At 60.6% G+C, this 15,816-nt stretch carries 17 protein-coding genes; 9 read left to right on the top strand and 8 right to left on the bottom strand.

All coding sequences use genetic code 11. The annotated features are described in order from the left end of the window. Nucleotides 1-40 precede the first annotated feature (40 nt). Complete coding sequence (locus AC0J1C_RS16985) at nucleotides 41-961, top strand: DMT family transporter (RefSeq protein ID WP_473046580.1); 921 nt, start codon at nucleotides 41-43, stop codon at nucleotides 959-961. A gap of 19 nt (nucleotides 962-980) precedes the next feature. Continuing rightward, nucleotides 981-1,544 carry a carbohydrate-binding protein gene (locus tag AC0J1C_RS16990; protein WP_473044938.1) on the top strand — a complete coding sequence of 188 codons (564 nt, stop codon included), beginning with the start codon at nucleotides 981-983 and terminating at the stop codon, nucleotides 1,542-1,544. Nucleotides 1,545-1,547: 3 nt separating this feature from the next. Here AC0J1C_RS16990 and AC0J1C_RS16995 read toward each other — a convergent pair whose 3' ends face one another. Then, the gene (locus AC0J1C_RS16995; protein WP_473044940.1) at nucleotides 1,548-2,747 is read right to left on the bottom strand and encodes a MalY/PatB family protein; all 1,200 of its coding nucleotides are present in this window, start codon (nucleotides 2,745-2,747) and stop codon (nucleotides 1,548-1,550) included. Between the two features lie 211 nt (nucleotides 2,748-2,958). On the opposite strand from AC0J1C_RS16995, the gene AC0J1C_RS17000 reads away from it, so the two are divergent. Continuing rightward, on the top strand, nucleotides 2,959-3,846 hold the full coding sequence (locus AC0J1C_RS17000; RefSeq protein ID WP_091990988.1) for an AEC family transporter: 888 nt from the start codon (nucleotides 2,959-2,961) through the stop codon (nucleotides 3,844-3,846). Nucleotides 3,847-3,874: 28 nt separating this feature from the next. On the opposite strand, the gene AC0J1C_RS17005 is transcribed toward AC0J1C_RS17000, so the two are convergent. Further along, complete coding sequence (locus AC0J1C_RS17005; protein ID WP_473044942.1) at nucleotides 3,875-5,518, bottom strand: methyl-accepting chemotaxis protein; 1,644 nt, start codon at nucleotides 5,516-5,518, stop codon at nucleotides 3,875-3,877. Between the two features lie 221 nt (nucleotides 5,519-5,739). Between AC0J1C_RS17005 and AC0J1C_RS17010 the strand changes: the two genes are divergently transcribed. Continuing rightward, complete coding sequence (locus AC0J1C_RS17010) at nucleotides 5,740-8,247, top strand: acyl-CoA dehydrogenase (RefSeq protein ID WP_473044944.1); 2,508 nt, start codon at nucleotides 5,740-5,742, stop codon at nucleotides 8,245-8,247. Nucleotides 8,248-8,314: 67 nt separating this feature from the next. On the opposite strand, the gene AC0J1C_RS17015 is transcribed toward AC0J1C_RS17010, so the two are convergent. Together AC0J1C_RS17015 and AC0J1C_RS17020 are read right to left on the bottom strand one after the other, a co-directional pair. Then, nucleotides 8,315-8,620, bottom strand: coding sequence for a hypothetical protein (locus tag AC0J1C_RS17015; protein ID WP_473044945.1), 306 nt, complete (start codon nucleotides 8,618-8,620; stop codon nucleotides 8,315-8,317). A 134-nt stretch (nucleotides 8,621-8,754) separates the two neighbouring features. After that, a complete protein-coding gene (locus AC0J1C_RS17020) occupies nucleotides 8,755-9,714 on the bottom strand; it encodes a LysR family transcriptional regulator (RefSeq protein WP_473044946.1) in 960 nt (319 codons plus the stop codon). A gap of 249 nt (nucleotides 9,715-9,963) precedes the next feature. On the opposite strand from AC0J1C_RS17020, the gene AC0J1C_RS17025 reads away from it, so the two are divergent. After that, nucleotides 9,964-10,845, top strand: coding sequence for a DMT family transporter (locus AC0J1C_RS17025; protein ID WP_375192553.1), 882 nt, complete (start codon nucleotides 9,964-9,966; stop codon nucleotides 10,843-10,845). 315 nt (nucleotides 10,846-11,160) lie between these two features. Here the strand turns inward: AC0J1C_RS17025 and AC0J1C_RS17030 are convergent, their stop codons facing one another. Then, nucleotides 11,161-11,628 (bottom strand): hypothetical protein, encoded by a 468-nt coding sequence (locus AC0J1C_RS17030; protein ID WP_041343552.1) that lies wholly within the window; start codon nucleotides 11,626-11,628, stop codon nucleotides 11,161-11,163. Between the two features lie 172 nt (nucleotides 11,629-11,800). On the opposite strand from AC0J1C_RS17030, the gene AC0J1C_RS17035 reads away from it, so the two are divergent. The 4 genes from AC0J1C_RS17035 (at nucleotide 11,801) to AC0J1C_RS17050 (ending at nucleotide 13,804) form a co-directional block, all read left to right on the top strand. Then, complete coding sequence (locus AC0J1C_RS17035; protein ID WP_014420764.1) at nucleotides 11,801-12,697, top strand: cation efflux transmembrane domain-containing protein; 897 nt, start codon at nucleotides 11,801-11,803, stop codon at nucleotides 12,695-12,697. A gap of 64 nt (nucleotides 12,698-12,761) precedes the next feature. Next, the gene (locus AC0J1C_RS17040; protein WP_014420763.1) at nucleotides 12,762-13,118 is read left to right on the top strand and encodes a DUF3703 domain-containing protein; all 357 of its coding nucleotides are present in this window, start codon (nucleotides 12,762-12,764) and stop codon (nucleotides 13,116-13,118) included. Nucleotides 13,119-13,268: 150 nt separating this feature from the next. Beyond that, nucleotides 13,269-13,508 (top strand): type II toxin-antitoxin system ParD family antitoxin, encoded by a 240-nt coding sequence (locus AC0J1C_RS17045; protein ID WP_226597236.1) that lies wholly within the window; start codon nucleotides 13,269-13,271, stop codon nucleotides 13,506-13,508. Then, the gene (locus tag AC0J1C_RS17050; protein WP_473044947.1) at nucleotides 13,508-13,804 is read left to right on the top strand and encodes a type II toxin-antitoxin system RelE/ParE family toxin; all 297 of its coding nucleotides are present in this window, start codon (nucleotides 13,508-13,510) and stop codon (nucleotides 13,802-13,804) included. The genes AC0J1C_RS17045 and AC0J1C_RS17050 overlap by 1 nt, the downstream gene beginning before the upstream one ends. A 63-nt stretch (nucleotides 13,805-13,867) precedes the next feature. Here AC0J1C_RS17050 and AC0J1C_RS17055 read toward each other — a convergent pair whose 3' ends face one another. The 3 genes from AC0J1C_RS17055 to AC0J1C_RS17065 all read right to left on the bottom strand — a co-directional run bounded on the left by AC0J1C_RS17055 (nucleotide 13,868) and on the right by AC0J1C_RS17065 (nucleotide 15,699). After that, on the bottom strand, nucleotides 13,868-14,317 hold the full coding sequence (locus AC0J1C_RS17055; protein ID WP_473044948.1) for a hypothetical protein: 450 nt from the start codon (nucleotides 14,315-14,317) through the stop codon (nucleotides 13,868-13,870). 148 nt (nucleotides 14,318-14,465) lie between these two features. Then, complete coding sequence (locus tag AC0J1C_RS17060; protein ID WP_473044949.1) at nucleotides 14,466-15,041, bottom strand: gamma-glutamylcyclotransferase; 576 nt, start codon at nucleotides 15,039-15,041, stop codon at nucleotides 14,466-14,468. Nucleotides 15,042-15,075: 34 nt separating this feature from the next. After that, nucleotides 15,076-15,699 carry a MarC family protein gene (locus tag AC0J1C_RS17065; RefSeq protein ID WP_473044950.1) on the bottom strand — a complete coding sequence of 208 codons (624 nt, stop codon included), beginning with the start codon at nucleotides 15,697-15,699 and terminating at the stop codon, nucleotides 15,076-15,078. Between the last annotated feature and the right edge of the window lie 117 nt (nucleotides 15,700-15,816).

Raw genomic sequence — 15,816 nt, forward strand, 5'->3', positions numbered from 1 at the left:
TTCAGATAGCTCTGGTGAGAAACAGGGAGAGAACCAGGGAATCCTGGCCCGTATTCCTGGCCTGGCCTACATTGGCCTGGTGCTGACGCCCCTGTTCTGGGCCGGCAACGCGGTTGTCGCCCGCGGCACCGTAGACAGCATTCCCCCACTTTCCATGTCGTTCTGGCGCTGGATCATTGCCCTGGCAATCCTGCTGCCGTTCGGCCTGCCCGGTATGTGGCGTCATCGGCACACCATCCGTCAGCGGTTCGGCTCCATGCTGGCCCTCGCCACCTTCAGCGTGGCCGCGTTCAACTCGCTGCTCTATTTCGCGGCCACCACCACAACCGCCACCAACATTGCGCTGATCAATGCCACCATTCCCATTTTCGTGGCACTGCTGGCCTGGGTGCTCCTGGGCGACCGTACCCGGCCCCTGCAGGCCCTGGGTATCGCCCTGGCCATTGTCGGCATCGCCACCGTGGTTGCCCGGGGCAACCTCTCGGTACTGACCAGCCTCCAGGCCCAGGCCGGCGATCTGATCATGGTGGCGGCCGTGTTCAGCTGGGGACTGTTCTCGGTACTGCTGCGGCGCCAGGCGGTACCACTGCCGGCCCTGACGTTCCTCACCACCCAGATCCTGCTTGGCACGGTGGTCATCCTGCCATTCTATCTGGCGGATCTGATGTTGTTCTCCGGCGGCTTTGAGCTCTCCCAGGGCACGGCGCTGCCGTTGCTCTATTTCGCCATCTTTCCCGGTATCCTGGCCTATGGTTTCTGGAACCACGGTGTCCACACGATCGGGCCGGCACGGGCGGCCATCTTCATGTACCTGACTCCGGTGTTCGCCTCCATTCTGGCCTCCGTGTTTCTTGGCGAATCCCTTGGCCTGTTCCACGTGATCGGTGGCCTGTTGATCCTCGCAGGCCTGCTGCTGGCCACACAGACCGGTCGTCGTGCACACTATCGCCCGCAACGCTAACCCGCAAAAGGAAACGCCCATGACTGATTCCCTGCCCCCCATCCTTCGACGCGTCTTTTGCCTGGTCCTGTTTCTCGCGGGTGCCACCACCTCGCTCTCGGCGGCCGCCCAGCCCTGCGACCCAGAGGCCTCCGAGTGGATTCCCAGCCGCTATTACCCGGCGGGCACCGTGGTTTTTCACGAGGGCGACTGGTACGAATCCCGGGAACTGCACCAGGGGCTGGAGCCGGGCATTACCTTTGAATGGATTGAGCTGGATTCCGTACCCGACTGCGGCAAGCCCGGGCGAGCGCCCGAAGGTGCCGGAAAGGACGCCGCCGGCAGCGCTGCCAATGGCGGTGGCGGGAAGGCGGTGCCGGAAACACCCAAAGCCGGGCCCTCCGAGCGCGGTATGAACGACCTCGGCCAGTGCGAAAAACCGGATCCCTGGCAGTTTTCCCGGAGCTACACGGTTGGCAGCCTCGCCACCCACGGCGGGCAGATCTGGGAGGCCATCCGGCCCACCAATGGCGATATGCCGGGCATGACCGAGCCGCCACGCTGGCAGCTGGTCAAGGAGCACTGCGCCCTGGAAGCGCTGTAAGGTTCAGCCGGAGGTCTTCAGTGCCGCTTCTATGCGGTCGACAACCTGTTCGAGCACCGATCTCGGGCAGCCGATGTTCAGCCGCATGAAGCCGCTGCCCTGTTCACCAAAGGACAGGCCGGGATTCATGCCCACGCCGGCCTGCCTGACGAAAAAGCGCTTCAGGCCGGCATCGTCCAGGTCCCGGTCTCGACACAACTCACGGCAGTCCAGCCACATCAGGTAGGTGCCTTCCGGCGCCGTCACCCGGATGCCGGGCAGCCGCTCTGCCACCGCCTGCGCAATGAAATCCCGGTTACCCTGCAGATAATCCATCAGCCGGTCGAGCCAGGGCCCACCATGGCGATAGCCCGCCTCAAATCCGGCGGTGCTGAAGGGGTTGCACTGGGGCAGATGCATGGATTCAAAGACCGACTTCATGGCCTTCCTGAGTTCGGGATCGGCAATCACCAGGGCCGACAATCCAAGCCCCGGCATGTTGAAGCTCTTGCTCGGGGCCACCGCCGTTACCAGGGCATCCTCGGGACCAGCAAGATTGGCAAGCACCGTGTGGCCGGGTTTGTCCGGGAAGGTCAGATCGCAGTGGATCTCGTCGGAAATCACCACCAGCTCGTGTCGCCGGGCAATGGCTAGAACCGCCCGCAGCTCGTTCTCGGACCAGACCCGGCCCACCGGGTTGTGGGGGGAGCACAGCAGAAGAATCCGGGCATCCAGCCGCGCCGCGCACGCCTCCAGATGGTCCAGATCCATCCGGTAGTGGCCTGGCCGCTCCTCGTCTGGTACCAGTGGATTTTCAATCACTTCGCGCCCGCTGTGCCGGACCGAACTGAAGAACGGCGGGTACACCGGCGGCTGGATGATCACGCCCTCTCCCGGCGCCGCATAGGCCATGCACGCGGCGTTCAGGGACGGCACCACGCCCGGCGCCATCAGGATCCACTCGCGCTCAATCCGCCAGCCGTGGCGGTCGGCAAACCAGTCGATCATCGACTGATACAGGGAGTCCGGGAACAGGGTGTAACCATAAACGGGGTGCGACGCTCTCTCCTGCAGCGCCCGGGTGACCGCCTCCGGGGCCGCGAAGTCCATATCGGCAACCCACACCGGAATGACGTCATCACGGCCAAACACCGCCTTGCGGGCATCAAATTTCACCGAGCAGGTATGCTCTCTGGACACCGGCACATCGAAGGGATTGGACACGGGCGCTCTCCACGGCAACGTTAAAACGGGTTAGCGGTATTGTGGTGGGCCGGACCGGCAACCGCAACCGCGCTCACCGGCCCCTCAATCGGGTCCGTTCATCCGGCTTTGGTCTAAGACCGGCGAATTTTCCTTGCCCGGATGGGCTGATACTTGCGAACCTAACGGTTTAACCTGAAACAAGAGCCACAACCTCCCGGAGCCCATGTCCATGATTGGTCAGATTCTGTCCACCATGTTGCCGGTCTTCCTGATTGCCGGGTGCGGCGCCCTGTATGGACGTTACCGCACGCCCGATATCAAGGGCCTGAATGTTCTGAATATGGAACTGTTCGTGCCCATGCTGGTCTTCGCGGTACTGGCCGACCAGAAGGCCCCCCTGCAGGATTACGCCCAGCTGGCACTGGCAGCCACGGTGGTGGTGCTGGGATCGGGCATTGTGCTCTACCCGCTGGCGAAGGTTCTCAAGCTGAATCTGAAAACCTTCCTGCCGCCGATGATGTTCAACAACTCCGGCAATATGGGCATCCCCATTCTGGTGCTGGCGTTCGGCGATGCCGCGCTGCCGGCGGCGGTGGTGCTGTTCATCGTTGAGATGCTGCTGCATTTCTCGGTGGGCCTGTACATGCTGGACCCACACACCTCCATCATCAAGCGACTGCGATTACCCATTGTCTTTGCCAGCATTGCCGGCCTTGCCGTCAACCTGGGGGGCGTGGAATTGCCTGAATGGCTGCTGGAAACCCTCAACATGCTCGGCGGGGTGTGTATCCCGCTGATGCTGTTCGCCCTGGGCGTGCGCATGCTCGATGTGGACTTCAGTGACTGGAAGCTCGGTTTGCTCGGCGCGATTGCCTGCCCGGCCAGTGGCCTGATCCTGGCCTGGCCGATGATTGCTCTGCTCGACCTGCCCGGCCTGCAGATCGCCGCGCTCTGGGTGTTTGCGGCCCTGCCGCCGGCGGTACTCAACTACATGGTGGCGGAACAATACCAGCAGGAACCGCACACGGTGGCCTCCCTGGTGCTGCTCAGTAACCTGGCGAGCCTGGTGGTGATGCCAGTGGTGCTCGGCCTGGTGTTTGCCGCCGGCTACGTGTGAGCCGGCGGCGCTGTAACGCTTATCAGGTTCAGCCTTTCAGCTGGAACACGCTCACCCGGGAGCGCAGCTGGCCCGCCAGCACCGCCAGGTCGCGGCTGGCTCCAGCTACCTGATCGGAGCCGGCGGAGGTTTCCACAGTGGCATCGTGAATGCGGCTGATGTTCCGGTTCACTTCCTCGGCCACCGAGCTCTGCTCCTCCGAAGCGCTGGCGATCTGCGCGTTCATGTCGTTGATGGCACCCACCTCGCTGCGGATGCGGGCCAGGGCCTCCTCGGCCTCACGGGTTTTGTCGACGGTGGTACGGGCCAGCTCCCGGCTGCTTTCCATCTCGCTGGATGCCTGGCCGGCGCCGGCCTGCAGGGTGCCGATCATTTCCTGGATCTCCCGGGTGGAATCCTGGGTCCGGGACGCCAGGGACCGAACTTCGTCCGCCACCACCGCGAAGCCACGGCCGTGGGTACCAGCCCGGGCGGCCTCGATGGCGGCGTTGAGCGCCAGCAGATTGGTCTGCTCGGCAATGGCGTTGATCACTTCAATGATCTTTTCAATGTTGGCACTGTCTTCAGACACCCGCTGAACCGTTTGCGACGCCTGCTCCAGGGTCTGGGCCAGCCGCCCGATAGAGCTGGCAGTTTCCTCTACTACCCGGTTACCGCTCTCAACCTCGGCGTCGGCCTTCTGGGTGGCAGTCGCGGCGCTTGCGGCAAAGCCGGCCACTTCGTTCACCGTTGCCGCCATCTGGTTCACGGCGGTGGCCATCTGTTCGGCTTCACTGGCCTGCAAGCGAATCTGCCGGCTGTTGTTCTCGGAGGTGCCCTCAAGTTCGTTGGAGGCATTGGACAGTTCCTCTGCCGCCGCCCGAACCTCGTGAATAATGCCGGCAAGCCGCTCAACCGTGTCCTGCAGGGCGCCCATCACGCTGTCCGGGTACCGGGTCTGCAGATCCTGGTCCAGCACACCGTCGGCCAGATGGCGAATGGCGCTGGCCACATCTTCCGGTTCGCCACCCAGAATCTTCTTGAGTCGGCGGATAATAACGACAGCCACCAGGGCACCCAGAATCACGGCAAGGCCGGTTACCGTGAGATTCAGCGTATTGAAGGTACCGGCCGCCTCCCGGACCTCGTCGACACCACTGGTGACCACTTCTTCCTGGTAATCGATAAACGCGTTGACCCGCTTGAGCCACTCGGAATAGGCACCGGAGACGTCACTGAGCAGGAACGCCCGGGCCTGATCGATCTTCCCCGCCAGCCGCAGCTCAAGGAGTTCCTCGGTCAGGGCCAGTGCACGTCGCTCGATCTCCTTGATGGCGTTCAGCAGCTCCCGCTCCCGGTCGGTGGCCCCCTTGCTGGCGAACATGGCATCCATGGGACCGGCCGAATCGCGATAGAAGGTTTTCAGGCGCTCGATGTCCGCGAGGTGCGTCTGCAGCTCGCGGTCGTTCTCAACCAACACCGCATCGCGAATGGCAATGGCCCGGTCATGCACACTGCCGCGGAAGTTGATGGCGTAGCGCTGTTTGACGGCGGCGCCCTCGCCCACCTCGGTCAGGGTCCGGTCGATAAAGCCGACACGCTGGTTACCAATCAGGCTGACCGCGATCATCAGCGAAAGAATGAGGCCGAAGCCAAGGGCAAGACGTTTTGCGACGGTGAGCGGGCCAATCATGAATACACTCCGGGTCCGTTTTATTGGATGAGGCTATGTATTCAGAAAAAGTTGCAGACTGGATCAATCAATCGCCCGAAAATACTGCCCATGTGACAACACTTTTCATTCCTGCAATCAATCTTTACATCTCACCCGCCGGGGCCTTGCAACCGCCGATACTTTGGCCGATGGTAAATAACAGCTTCTGGTTATTGCATTCACGATATGGAGGTCTGCCCATGAGTGTTCTTCTCCTGCTGATCAGTGCCCTGGTGCTAATCTATTTCGGTATTGGCGGTACCACCGCCGCAGCGGTGATGGCCATCGCCACCGTTGTTGGTCTGTTCCAGGACGACTGGCACCTGCTCAGCATCCTGTTCGGTGGCGGCCTGCTGGCTCTGGCCCTGATACTGGTCATTCCGGGCGACCTGCGCCTCGACAAGCTGAGTCGACCACTGCTGGGCTGGGTGCGCAGCCGCCTGCCCAAACTCTCCGACACCGAGGCCGAAGCACTGAAATCGGGTTCCGTGGACTGGGACGGCGAACTCTTCTCCGGCCAGCCCAGGTGGAACAAGCTGCTGGATGCCAAGCCGGCACACCTCACCAGCGAGGAGCAGGCCTTCCTGGACGGCCCGGTGGAAAAACTCTGCGCCATGCTCGACGACTGGAAAATCACTCACGAGCAGTACGATCTGCCGGACAAGGTCTGGAAGTTCATCCGGGAGAACGGGTTTTTTGGGCTGGTGATTCCCAAAGAGGATGGTGGTCTGGGTTTTTCCAACACCGCCCATTCGGAAATCGTGATGAAGATTTCCACCCGCAGCGTCTCGGCCGCCGTCACCGTGATGGTGCCCAACTCCCTGGGCCCGGGCGAGCTGCTGATGCACTACGGCACGGATGAGCAGAAACAGCACTACCTGCCCCGCCTGGCCGGTGGCGAGGAGATTCCCTGCTTTGCCCTGACCTCTCCGGTGGCCGGCTCCGACGCCGGCGCCATCCCTGACAAGGGCATCGTCTGCAAGGGCAAGTGGAACGGCAAGGAAGTGCTGGGCCTGAAAGTTACCTGGAACAAGCGCTACATCACCCTGGCGCCGGTGGCGACGCTGATTGGCCTGGCGATCAAGGTCTATGACCCGGACAAACTGCTGGGCGAGAGCGATGACATAGGCGTGACCTGTGTGCTGGTGCCCCGTGACACCGAAGGCGTAAACGCCGGCGCGCGGCACCTGCCCATGAACACCGTGTTCATGAACGGGCCTACGTGGGGCAACGAGGTATTCATTCCCATGGAGCAGGTCATTGGCGGCCAGGACATGCTCGGCAAGGGCTGGACCATGCTGCTGGAATGCCTGTCCATTGGCCGCTCCATCTCCCTGCCGGCCCTGGGCACCGGTGCCGGCAAGGTGGCCAGCCTGGCGACCGGCTCCTACGCCTACACCCGGGAGCAGTTCGGGCGCTCCATCAGCCAGTTTGAGGGCGTTCAGGAAGCGCTGGAGCCCATTGCCGGCTACACCTACATGATGGACGCCGCCCGGCTGCTCACCTCGGGCATGCTGGATCGTGGCGTACGGCCTTCGGTGCCCTCGGCGCTGCTCAAGTACCGCAACACCGACCTGATGCGTGAAGTGATCAACCACGCCATGGACGTGGTCGCCGGCCGGGGTGTGATTACCGGGCCCCGTAACTTCCTGGCCCGGGCCTACCAGGCCGTGCCCATCGGCATCACCGTGGAAGGCGCCAACATCCTGACCCGCAGCCTGATGGTGTTCGGCCAGGGCGCGATTCGCTGCCACCCGTTCATCGTGGAAGAGATCGAGGCCGCCGGCATGGCAGACGAAGACCGCGCGGCGAAGAAATTCGACGGTATCTTCTACCGCCACCTGGCCCACACCACCCGCAACGCGCTCCGGTCCCTTGTGCTGGGGCTCAGCCACGGCTGGCTGGAGTCGGTGCCGCGCCAGGGCAACATCAAACCCTGCTACCGGCAACTGGCGCGGTTTTCGGCGGCGTTTGCCCTGATGACCGATGTGACCCTGCTCACCGTCGGCGGCGGCCTCAAGGCCCGCCAGCGGCTGTCCGGCCGAATGGCCGACTGCCTGGTGCAGCTGTACTACGCCACCGCGGTGATCAAACAGTGGCATGAGGAAGGCTACCCGGACGATCAGCGGCCCCTGGTGGAATGGTGCCTGAAAACCTGCCTGCGGGACCTGCAGGGCTCCATGCGCGAGGCGATCATCAACTTCCCGGTGCCAGCCCTGCGCTGGCCTCTGCGACTGCTGGTATTCCCGCTCGGCGCCACCGGCCTGAACGGGCCGGACGACAAGCTGGGCGCCCGGGTGGCCGAAACCATCGTCAAGGACACCCCGGTACGCAAGCGCATCAGCCGCGGCGCCTACACCACCATGGATCCTGAGGATTCCCTGGGCCGGGTGCTGAACGCCTACAAGCTTGCTCACGAAACCGCCGAGATGCGCAGCCGGCTGCACGAAGCCATCCGCAACCGCGACGAGGACCAGATCGACGGTATCGCTCTGCTGATGGGCCATCAACGCAAGGAACTGGTGGACTGGGCCTGCGATCAGGGCATCGTGAAAAAAGAGGAATGCGACAAGCTTCTGGAAGCGCTGGAAGCCCTCTACGACGTGATCCGGGTGGATGCCTTCGACGCCGATGGCCTGAAAGCGCTCAGTCGCTGCGCCAAGGGCAAGCGCAAGGTGGTGGAACGCCCGCCCCGGGAAGAGGAGTGACCGTTGCGCTGGCGCGTCCGCACGATGGGCGCGCCAGCGGTCTTACAGGGGTAAGAGCGGGTACCGGTTACTGGTCGAGGATATCGATGATCTCGCGGGTGTCCTTGATCACCGTGTAGATCCGGTCTTCCACCCTAACTTCCTGGCGCCCGTCGCCAATGTCGCGCACCTCGCCATAATCGTACAGATCCCTGTACAGACGATCTCCCGGGCCCAGGTTCACTTTCTTCTGCCAGCCGGGAGGCAGCGGCTTGCCCTGCTCAATTTTCTTCTGCAAACCGGGCGGCAATTCTGCGCTGTGGTTACCTGCGCTTGCGGGCAAAGCCGCGCCCATCAGACATGTGATTGCGACAGCAAATACTGCTTTGTGCATGGTTGCCTTGCTCCTGTTGAAAATCGCTTCGGGCGGGATGGATAAACCAGTCTCCTACTCTCCCGACCCTGTTGTCTACACGCGCACAGGCGGTGCTTCGTTCCCTGCTTCGCCCGCTTTCGCCTGAATACCCGTCACTCGGGCAGAATTTCCGGACGCAGCCCCCCGGCAATCGCCTCCGAAACCAGCCACCGGCGCAGCAGTTGAATGCCCCGCTCCCGCCGACGGCTGGTTTTCCAGGCAAAGAAAAAGCTGTCGCCGGTCATCACCGAATGACAGGGCAGGCGTACGAAGTCGCTGGAATCCCGGCGGGTGCTGAGCATGTAGTCGTTGGTGAGCGCAATGCCCTGGTGAAACCGGGCCGCCTCCAGTGACAGCAGCATATGACTGGAGTGTAGCAAGCGGCTTGAGGCCGGCAGCGCCATACCGGCCTCGCGATACCAGGCCTCCCAGTCACCACCCTGCCGATCATAGATGCTGTGAGTCGACAGCAACGGAAATTCCGCGACCTGGGCCGGCGTGAGTGACACCGACGCCGGATCCCCGGTGACGTCCTCCAGACCCAGCTCCCGACGAATCTTCTGCCAGTAATCCTGGCTGCAAACGGGGAACAGGCGTTCCTCGTACAGCAATTCATAACTGAACGCGGTTGAGTTGGGCTTGACCGTGATGAAACAGTCCGCCACCCGATCCGACAGCACCGGGTTGGCACTGCTCATCTCCAGCGACAGATCCAGCTGCGGGTGCTGCCGCTTCAGATCCGGCAGTCTTGGTACCAGCCACCGTACGGCAAAAGAACTGAACACCGACAGCCGCAACAGCGACTCCTCATGCCCCAGCAACGCCTCGCTCGCCCGTTCAATCTGCAACAGCGCCGAGCTGATCCCGTCCAGATACTGACGTCCCTCATCGGTCAAGGTCACCGACCGCCCCGAACGCCAGAACAGCCGTTCCCCGAGGTAGGTTTCCAGCTGCTTGATCTGGTGACTCACCGCACTCTGGGTAATGGCCAGCTCCTCAGCCGCCTGGGAAAAACTCTTCAGGCGGGCGACGGCTTCAAACACGGGCAGGGATTTCAGGGGTGGCAGACGCATCTATCGAATTTTCTAATAGTGGAAGAATATTGATCATTTTATCGGATAGTTAAGCACACATAGAATTCCCTTGCATTGGGAACCCACGAACGGGTCCCGGGAGGTGGTCGGTCAGGTTGCTTTCGAAAATGCTTGGAGCCATGGATGGCGGAAAGCAAGCGTACATGGACGTACTCGCAGCGGTTTTCGGAAGCAACCTGACCGAGCGCCTCTTGCTCGAAAGTTTATGAACCGCGAGGGAGAGGTTAAATGTCAGGCAAGACCATCAACAGCGCCATCCTGCTACTGGTCATCGGCAACGCCCTGGCCATCGGCTCCGATGTGTTCATCAAACTGCTGGAACCGGGTGCCCCGATCTTCCAGTTTGCCTTCCTGCGCTGCCTGTTCACCCTGGCGTTCCTCATGCCCCTGCTCGGCCAACTCAACCGCCAGCACCTGTTCAGCGGCCTGGGCATCCACACCCTGCGGGCGCACATCCATCTGGCGGGCATCCTGTGCATGGTGGTTGCCCTCAGCCACCTGCCGCTGGCCACAGCCAACGCCCTGTTCTACGGCGCGCCCATACTGGTCATGGTGCTCTCCGCCCTGGTGTTCCGTGAGCGGCTGACACCGCTGAGCGTGGTGGCCGTGTTCAGCGGATTCGCCGGCATTATCGTCATCCTGCGCCCGGTTGAGTTCAACTGGGCCGCCATTGCCGCCCTGGGCTCGGCACTGGCACTGGCGCTTAACGCCGTCATGGTGCGCACCTTGCCCCGACAGCAAAGCACCGTGCACAAGCTGTTCCTGAACTACCTGCTGATCCTGCCGGCCGCCGCTGCCCTCGCCTACTGGGAAGGTGCCGACTGGAACGCCGGCATGCTGGTGAGCGCCGCCGGCTCTGCCCTGCTGATTCTCGGTTACAACATTACCGTGCTGCTGGCCTATCGCCAGGTGGACGCCAACCAGGTAACCAGCGCCGAATACACAGGGCTGATCTGGGCCGTGGGGATTGGCTGGATCTGGTTCGGCGAAGTGCCCGACGTCTGGTTCGCCGTGGGCAGCGCCATGATTGTGGTGCCACTGATTATGCTGGGCCTGCGCTCGCGGCAGCGCAGTCACCGGGTGTTGCAGGTTCAGACGGTGAATGGTTGATGCTCGCGGCCATCAGAGAGGCCCAGGAATGGCCCGATCCCATCTGCAGGGTCTGTTGTGGGGTTAGGGTCATTGATTCGGCGGAACAGGTGACTCGATAGTGAGTGGGGCGCTAAAGGCGGATTAGCGGAGGTTCAGAGTGGTCGCAAAGCGAACATTCGAAGTGGTGCCCAGAGCGCCATCTTCCAGCCGTAAAAGGCCAGGGATTTCGTTGAGACCGAAACCCAGCTACTGCGCCGTTTTCACAAACTTCAGCCTATCAAACTCGCCAGTTACTACGCGTCTGTTAAGTAAAAGTATTTGAAGGCTTCTCGATCACTCTACCTTTAGATTTTGCTGGTATTGCAGCATTTGCTCCATCATCAGCTGCATTTGATCCATGCGCTCCTGCATCATCTGAATTTGTTGCTCGTTAGACAGACTACCACCATTCTTTGATTTACCGCCGCCGTTCATCATGTGCTGACCTCCCATCATGCCGTTTTGTCCACGCATCATGCCGGGGCCCATCATACCGTGATGCATAAAACCCATTTGCTCTTGCATCGCCTCCCTGTGTTCTCGCATCAATCGTTGCCGTTCTTGCGGTGAAGCTTCATCAGGAATGCGTTGCATCAGCTGGTTCATGTGAGACCAGTTCTGGTGCATCTGTTGCATTTGCTCCTGATCCATCATCATGCCAGGACCATGCCCTTGCCATGAGCCTTGATCACCATGCGCTAGCACGAATGCAGGAAAAACCAACAACGCAGCGGTTGCTGTAAGTCCTTTAAATGAAATCATAAAGTTTACCCTCGAAATAAAATTAGACGTCCACATCATCGCACTTATCATTGTAGATCTTTATCCAGACAAACGCCGATTTTGACGACTACTAGTGTAGATTAGTTATTGACCCTGTAGTGGCTACAGGGTTTTAAATTGCATCATTTGTACGAAAACCGGAGCCGAGAAAATGAGCAAACCCTGCAATGGGCAGTGTGGTAGTGAAGACTCTGTCGTAGATGACAAGTTTCAGGGACGCGCCACCGCCGAAACAGGTAGCCAGCTAAGCACCTACAAAATACCAAAAATGGATTGTCCCTCGGAAGAGCGAATGATTCGAATGGCACTGACTGGCGTTGAAAACATTCAGTCGCTGTCATTCGATTTATCGGGTCGTACATTGGAAATTATCCACCATGGAGAAACCGGTCCTATTACCAGCAAACTGGAAAACCTGGGCCTGGGTGCTTCCTTGCAGCGGACAGAAGACGCCAGCGCTGAATCCGTCAGAGCGGCTGAATCTTCTAAGGCCAACGAAAGCGAAGAATCCGGCACTTTATGGATACTGCTGGCAATCAACGGCCTGATGTTTCTGGTCGAGATGACGATGGGCCTGATCGCCCAGTCCGCTGGCCTGATTGCAGACTCGCTAGACATGCTTGCCGATGCCGCCGTCTACGGTCTCGCACTTTACGCCGTTGGGCACGGCATCAAAATGCAGGTCAGAGCGGCCCATGTGGCAGGCATCCTCCAGCTTATCCTTGCCGCTGGGGTATTGGTTGAAGTTAGCAGACGTTTTCTGTTCGGCAGTGATCCTCAGTCGTTAATGATGATGGCCGTCGCCTCTGTTGCTCTCATTGCGAATATCAGTTGCCTGCTCCTGATCGCAAAACACCGTGAAGGCGGTGCTCACATGAAAGCCAGCTGGATATTTTCAGCCAACGACGTGGTCATCAACCTGGGGGTAATACTTGCGGGGCTGCTCGTTGCCTGGACCGGGTCCAACTACCCAGATCTGATTATTGGCGGAATTGTCGGTGGCATCGTCTTGATGGGTGCCAAACGCATACTGGCACTGAAAGGCTGAACCTTTCGGGGGCAGGCGGTCGATTATCGGCTTGCCGTTGCCAATCTACGGGGAGTAAACATCAATGCACAGTGAACTGAAGCCATCCTATATTGCGGAGCTTGAGGCGACAGGCAGGGCGGAAGGCGCAGGCGATTTCCAGACAGCCTTCACCCATCTGGAACGTGCCCATATCCTCAGCCAGAAATATGCTCTGGCGCACGCTGCAACCCACTTACGGATGCTCAGACTGGGTTGGCGAACAAGAGACGTTCGTGAGGTGCTGGGGCAGTTGACCCGAACCATTGCCGCCCTGGTCTTTTCCCGAATTTGGGTTCCGGTCGGAAACACCGGTCGTGCAAACGTCAGCGCGTTTGCACCCATGCCGGTGCCCGAGGATTTGGCAGTGGTGCTTTCGGAGGCGGAGGGAAGGCGTGACTAGAATGTTCGCTTTTGTTTAGCTCGGAACACTCGCATATCAGACGTTGAGATGATGGGATAACGCCTGCAAACACGCTCTTGTCGCGTGGATTGCATTGCTACACCAGTTGAACCAGAATATACCAATTATTGGTACTAGTGGGGTGGCACCATGCAAAAGAACACCAGCATCACTCTCGGTCAACATTTTGATGCGTTCATTGCAGAACAGCTCAAAAGTGGCCGATACAGCTCAACCAGCGAGGTAGTTCGTGCCGCATTACGCCTGCTTGAAGAATCTGAAACACGTCTGACCACACTTCGTAAGCTGCTCAAGGAAGGCGAAGACAGTGGTTTTGAAGACTACTCCTATGATTCGTTTATTCGTGAACTGGATAACGAAGGGCGGTGATGACGAATTTCCAGCTTTCCAGGAAGGCCAAAGCTGACCTGAAATCTATTGCCCTTTACACGGAGCGTGAGTGGGGACGAGATCAACGAAACCACTATGTTCTTCAGTTCGATCAATGCTTCCATCTTCTGGCTGACAACCCGAACCTGGGGCAAGCTTGCGATGAAATAAGTCCGGGCTACCGACAGTATCCTCAAGGGAGCCACATCATATTCTATCGGCTGGCTCCTGGAGGTATTGACGATATTATCCGCATCCTGCACAAACGCATGTTGCCCGGGGGGCATCTGCTTTAGGGCATAAAAGCCGGTAAGTTTTCAGGCTTATTAATCCCCTACACCGGCTCCAGAGCCCAGACCTCAACGCCGATTCGATTCAATCAGCACGTGAGTGTCGTGAATAATGCGGCCAATGCGAGCCTCGGGCGGCAGGTGGTCGCCATAGCCCAGCCGGATTCGATAATGGCCGCCCGGGTGCTTGTAGCCGTAACGGTGCCGGTCGTAACGATCGTGCCGGTCCCGGTGCCCGTGCCACTCGCGCCTGTCATCCCGTTTGTGGTAGCCGCCATGATGCTTGCGGTGCCCGTGCTTCCATTTGTGGTGGCGGTCATGGCCTCGCCGGTGGTCGTAACGGTCGCGGGAATCGCCGCGGTAATGGGCCGGCAGCAGATGTTTCTGGTGGCCCGGTGGCACCGCCAACCCCTGCCCGCCGGGGTTCTGCCAGCCAACACTGCGCCGCTCATCGGCCATGGTGGGGGCAGACAGCGTCAGCAACGCGGTGACCAGGCTTCCAATCAGTAATCGCTTCATGATTATCCTCCGGTTTTTCCAGGGACAGAGTCCGCATCCGGTCCCATGCCGAATGCCTCTTGAGCCAGATTATCGAACCGGCGGCGGTTGTCAGCGCCCGGAGGGCGGCTTTGCAGGATTTTTACGTGAGATGGGGCCAGCTTGACGTTCAGCTGTCGCTGGAGTGGGCAGATCGCAGATGCGCTTCCAGGGCAAAGGTGTGGGGGCAGTCGGCACCGAGGGCTCGGAGGGAGTCGGCAAGGCGCAGCAAATACTCGGCGTTGGGGCCGCTCGGCCCCGAGGCCGCGGCAATCTGGCGGGCAATGTCGGCGTCCGGGGCGTGGCCCAGAAACGCTTCGTTATCCTCGGTGGCAATGTACACCAGGCCCTCGGCGTGGCTGCCATCGTCGAAGGTGAGCGTGGTGCTCAGGCGCAGGTAGCCGTTTTTCTCGCGCACGTCGAGGTGTTCGAAGACGCTGGGCGACACCCGGAAGGCCATGCCCTTGCAAACCGCGCCCGGTTTTTCGATCAGGGTGACCACCCGCCCTGGCTGCTCCGGCGTGCCCCGATGATCGTGGGAACCCTGCCAGAAGCGCCGCTCCCAGCCACGAATGGAGGCCGGGCGCTGCTCCAGGAACGGAAAATCCACCTTGTAGATCAGCGAGCCGTAGCCGAACAGCCACACCGACTCCACGCCGGCGAAATTGTAGCGGTTGCGGTTGTGTTCAATAGTGTTTGCGGACATCACACTCTCTGCGCGGAACCCGGACAGGCCTACTTTAGGTGGAGGCAATAAAGCCGGCAATGCCGGTCAGCACGATTTCCGCCGCCATGGCGGACAGGATCAGGCCGCTGATCTTGGAGAGAATGTTCAGCCCGGTCTTGCCCAGCGCCCGCTCCAGATAACCGGACAGATGCAGCAGAACCGCCAGGATCAACAGGCCGGAGACCAGGCCCAGCAGGCCACCGGTTACCTCGGCAAAGGACTTGAGCTCGGCGCCGTAGACCAGAATCGCACCGATGGTGGCCGGGCCAATCATCACCGGAATGGCCAGGGGCACCACGGCGATGTCGTCGCGGTCCTCCTCGGGCAGGCCGGTGGCGTGGTTGCGGGTACCACTGGTAACCAGGCTGATGGCGGTGAGGAACAGCAGGCTGCCGGCACCGATCCGGAAGGAGTTGAGAGTAATGCCGATGGCACTGAACAGCAGCGGCCCGGCAAAGAACAGCACCAGGCCAAGCACGAAGGCGGACACGCAGGCCCGCCGGATGATCGACGCCTTCTCCGGCGCCGGCAGACCCCGGGTCAGCGCCAGGAACATGGTGACCACAAAGAACGGGGCCAACAGAAACAGGAAGCGGATGGTGCTGCTGAGGTAGGTGGAGAAAAACGTGTCAATCATTCCGGGTGGTCCAGGGTTTCACAAAAGCCCGCAAGCATAGCCTGCTGCCGACCGGTTTGCCGTAAGGAAGACAACCTATGACTGGCTCGCGCAGGCCCTGCCCCCGCGATGCCGTTG

Source organism: Marinobacter sp. E2 (genome assembly GCF_055755345.1).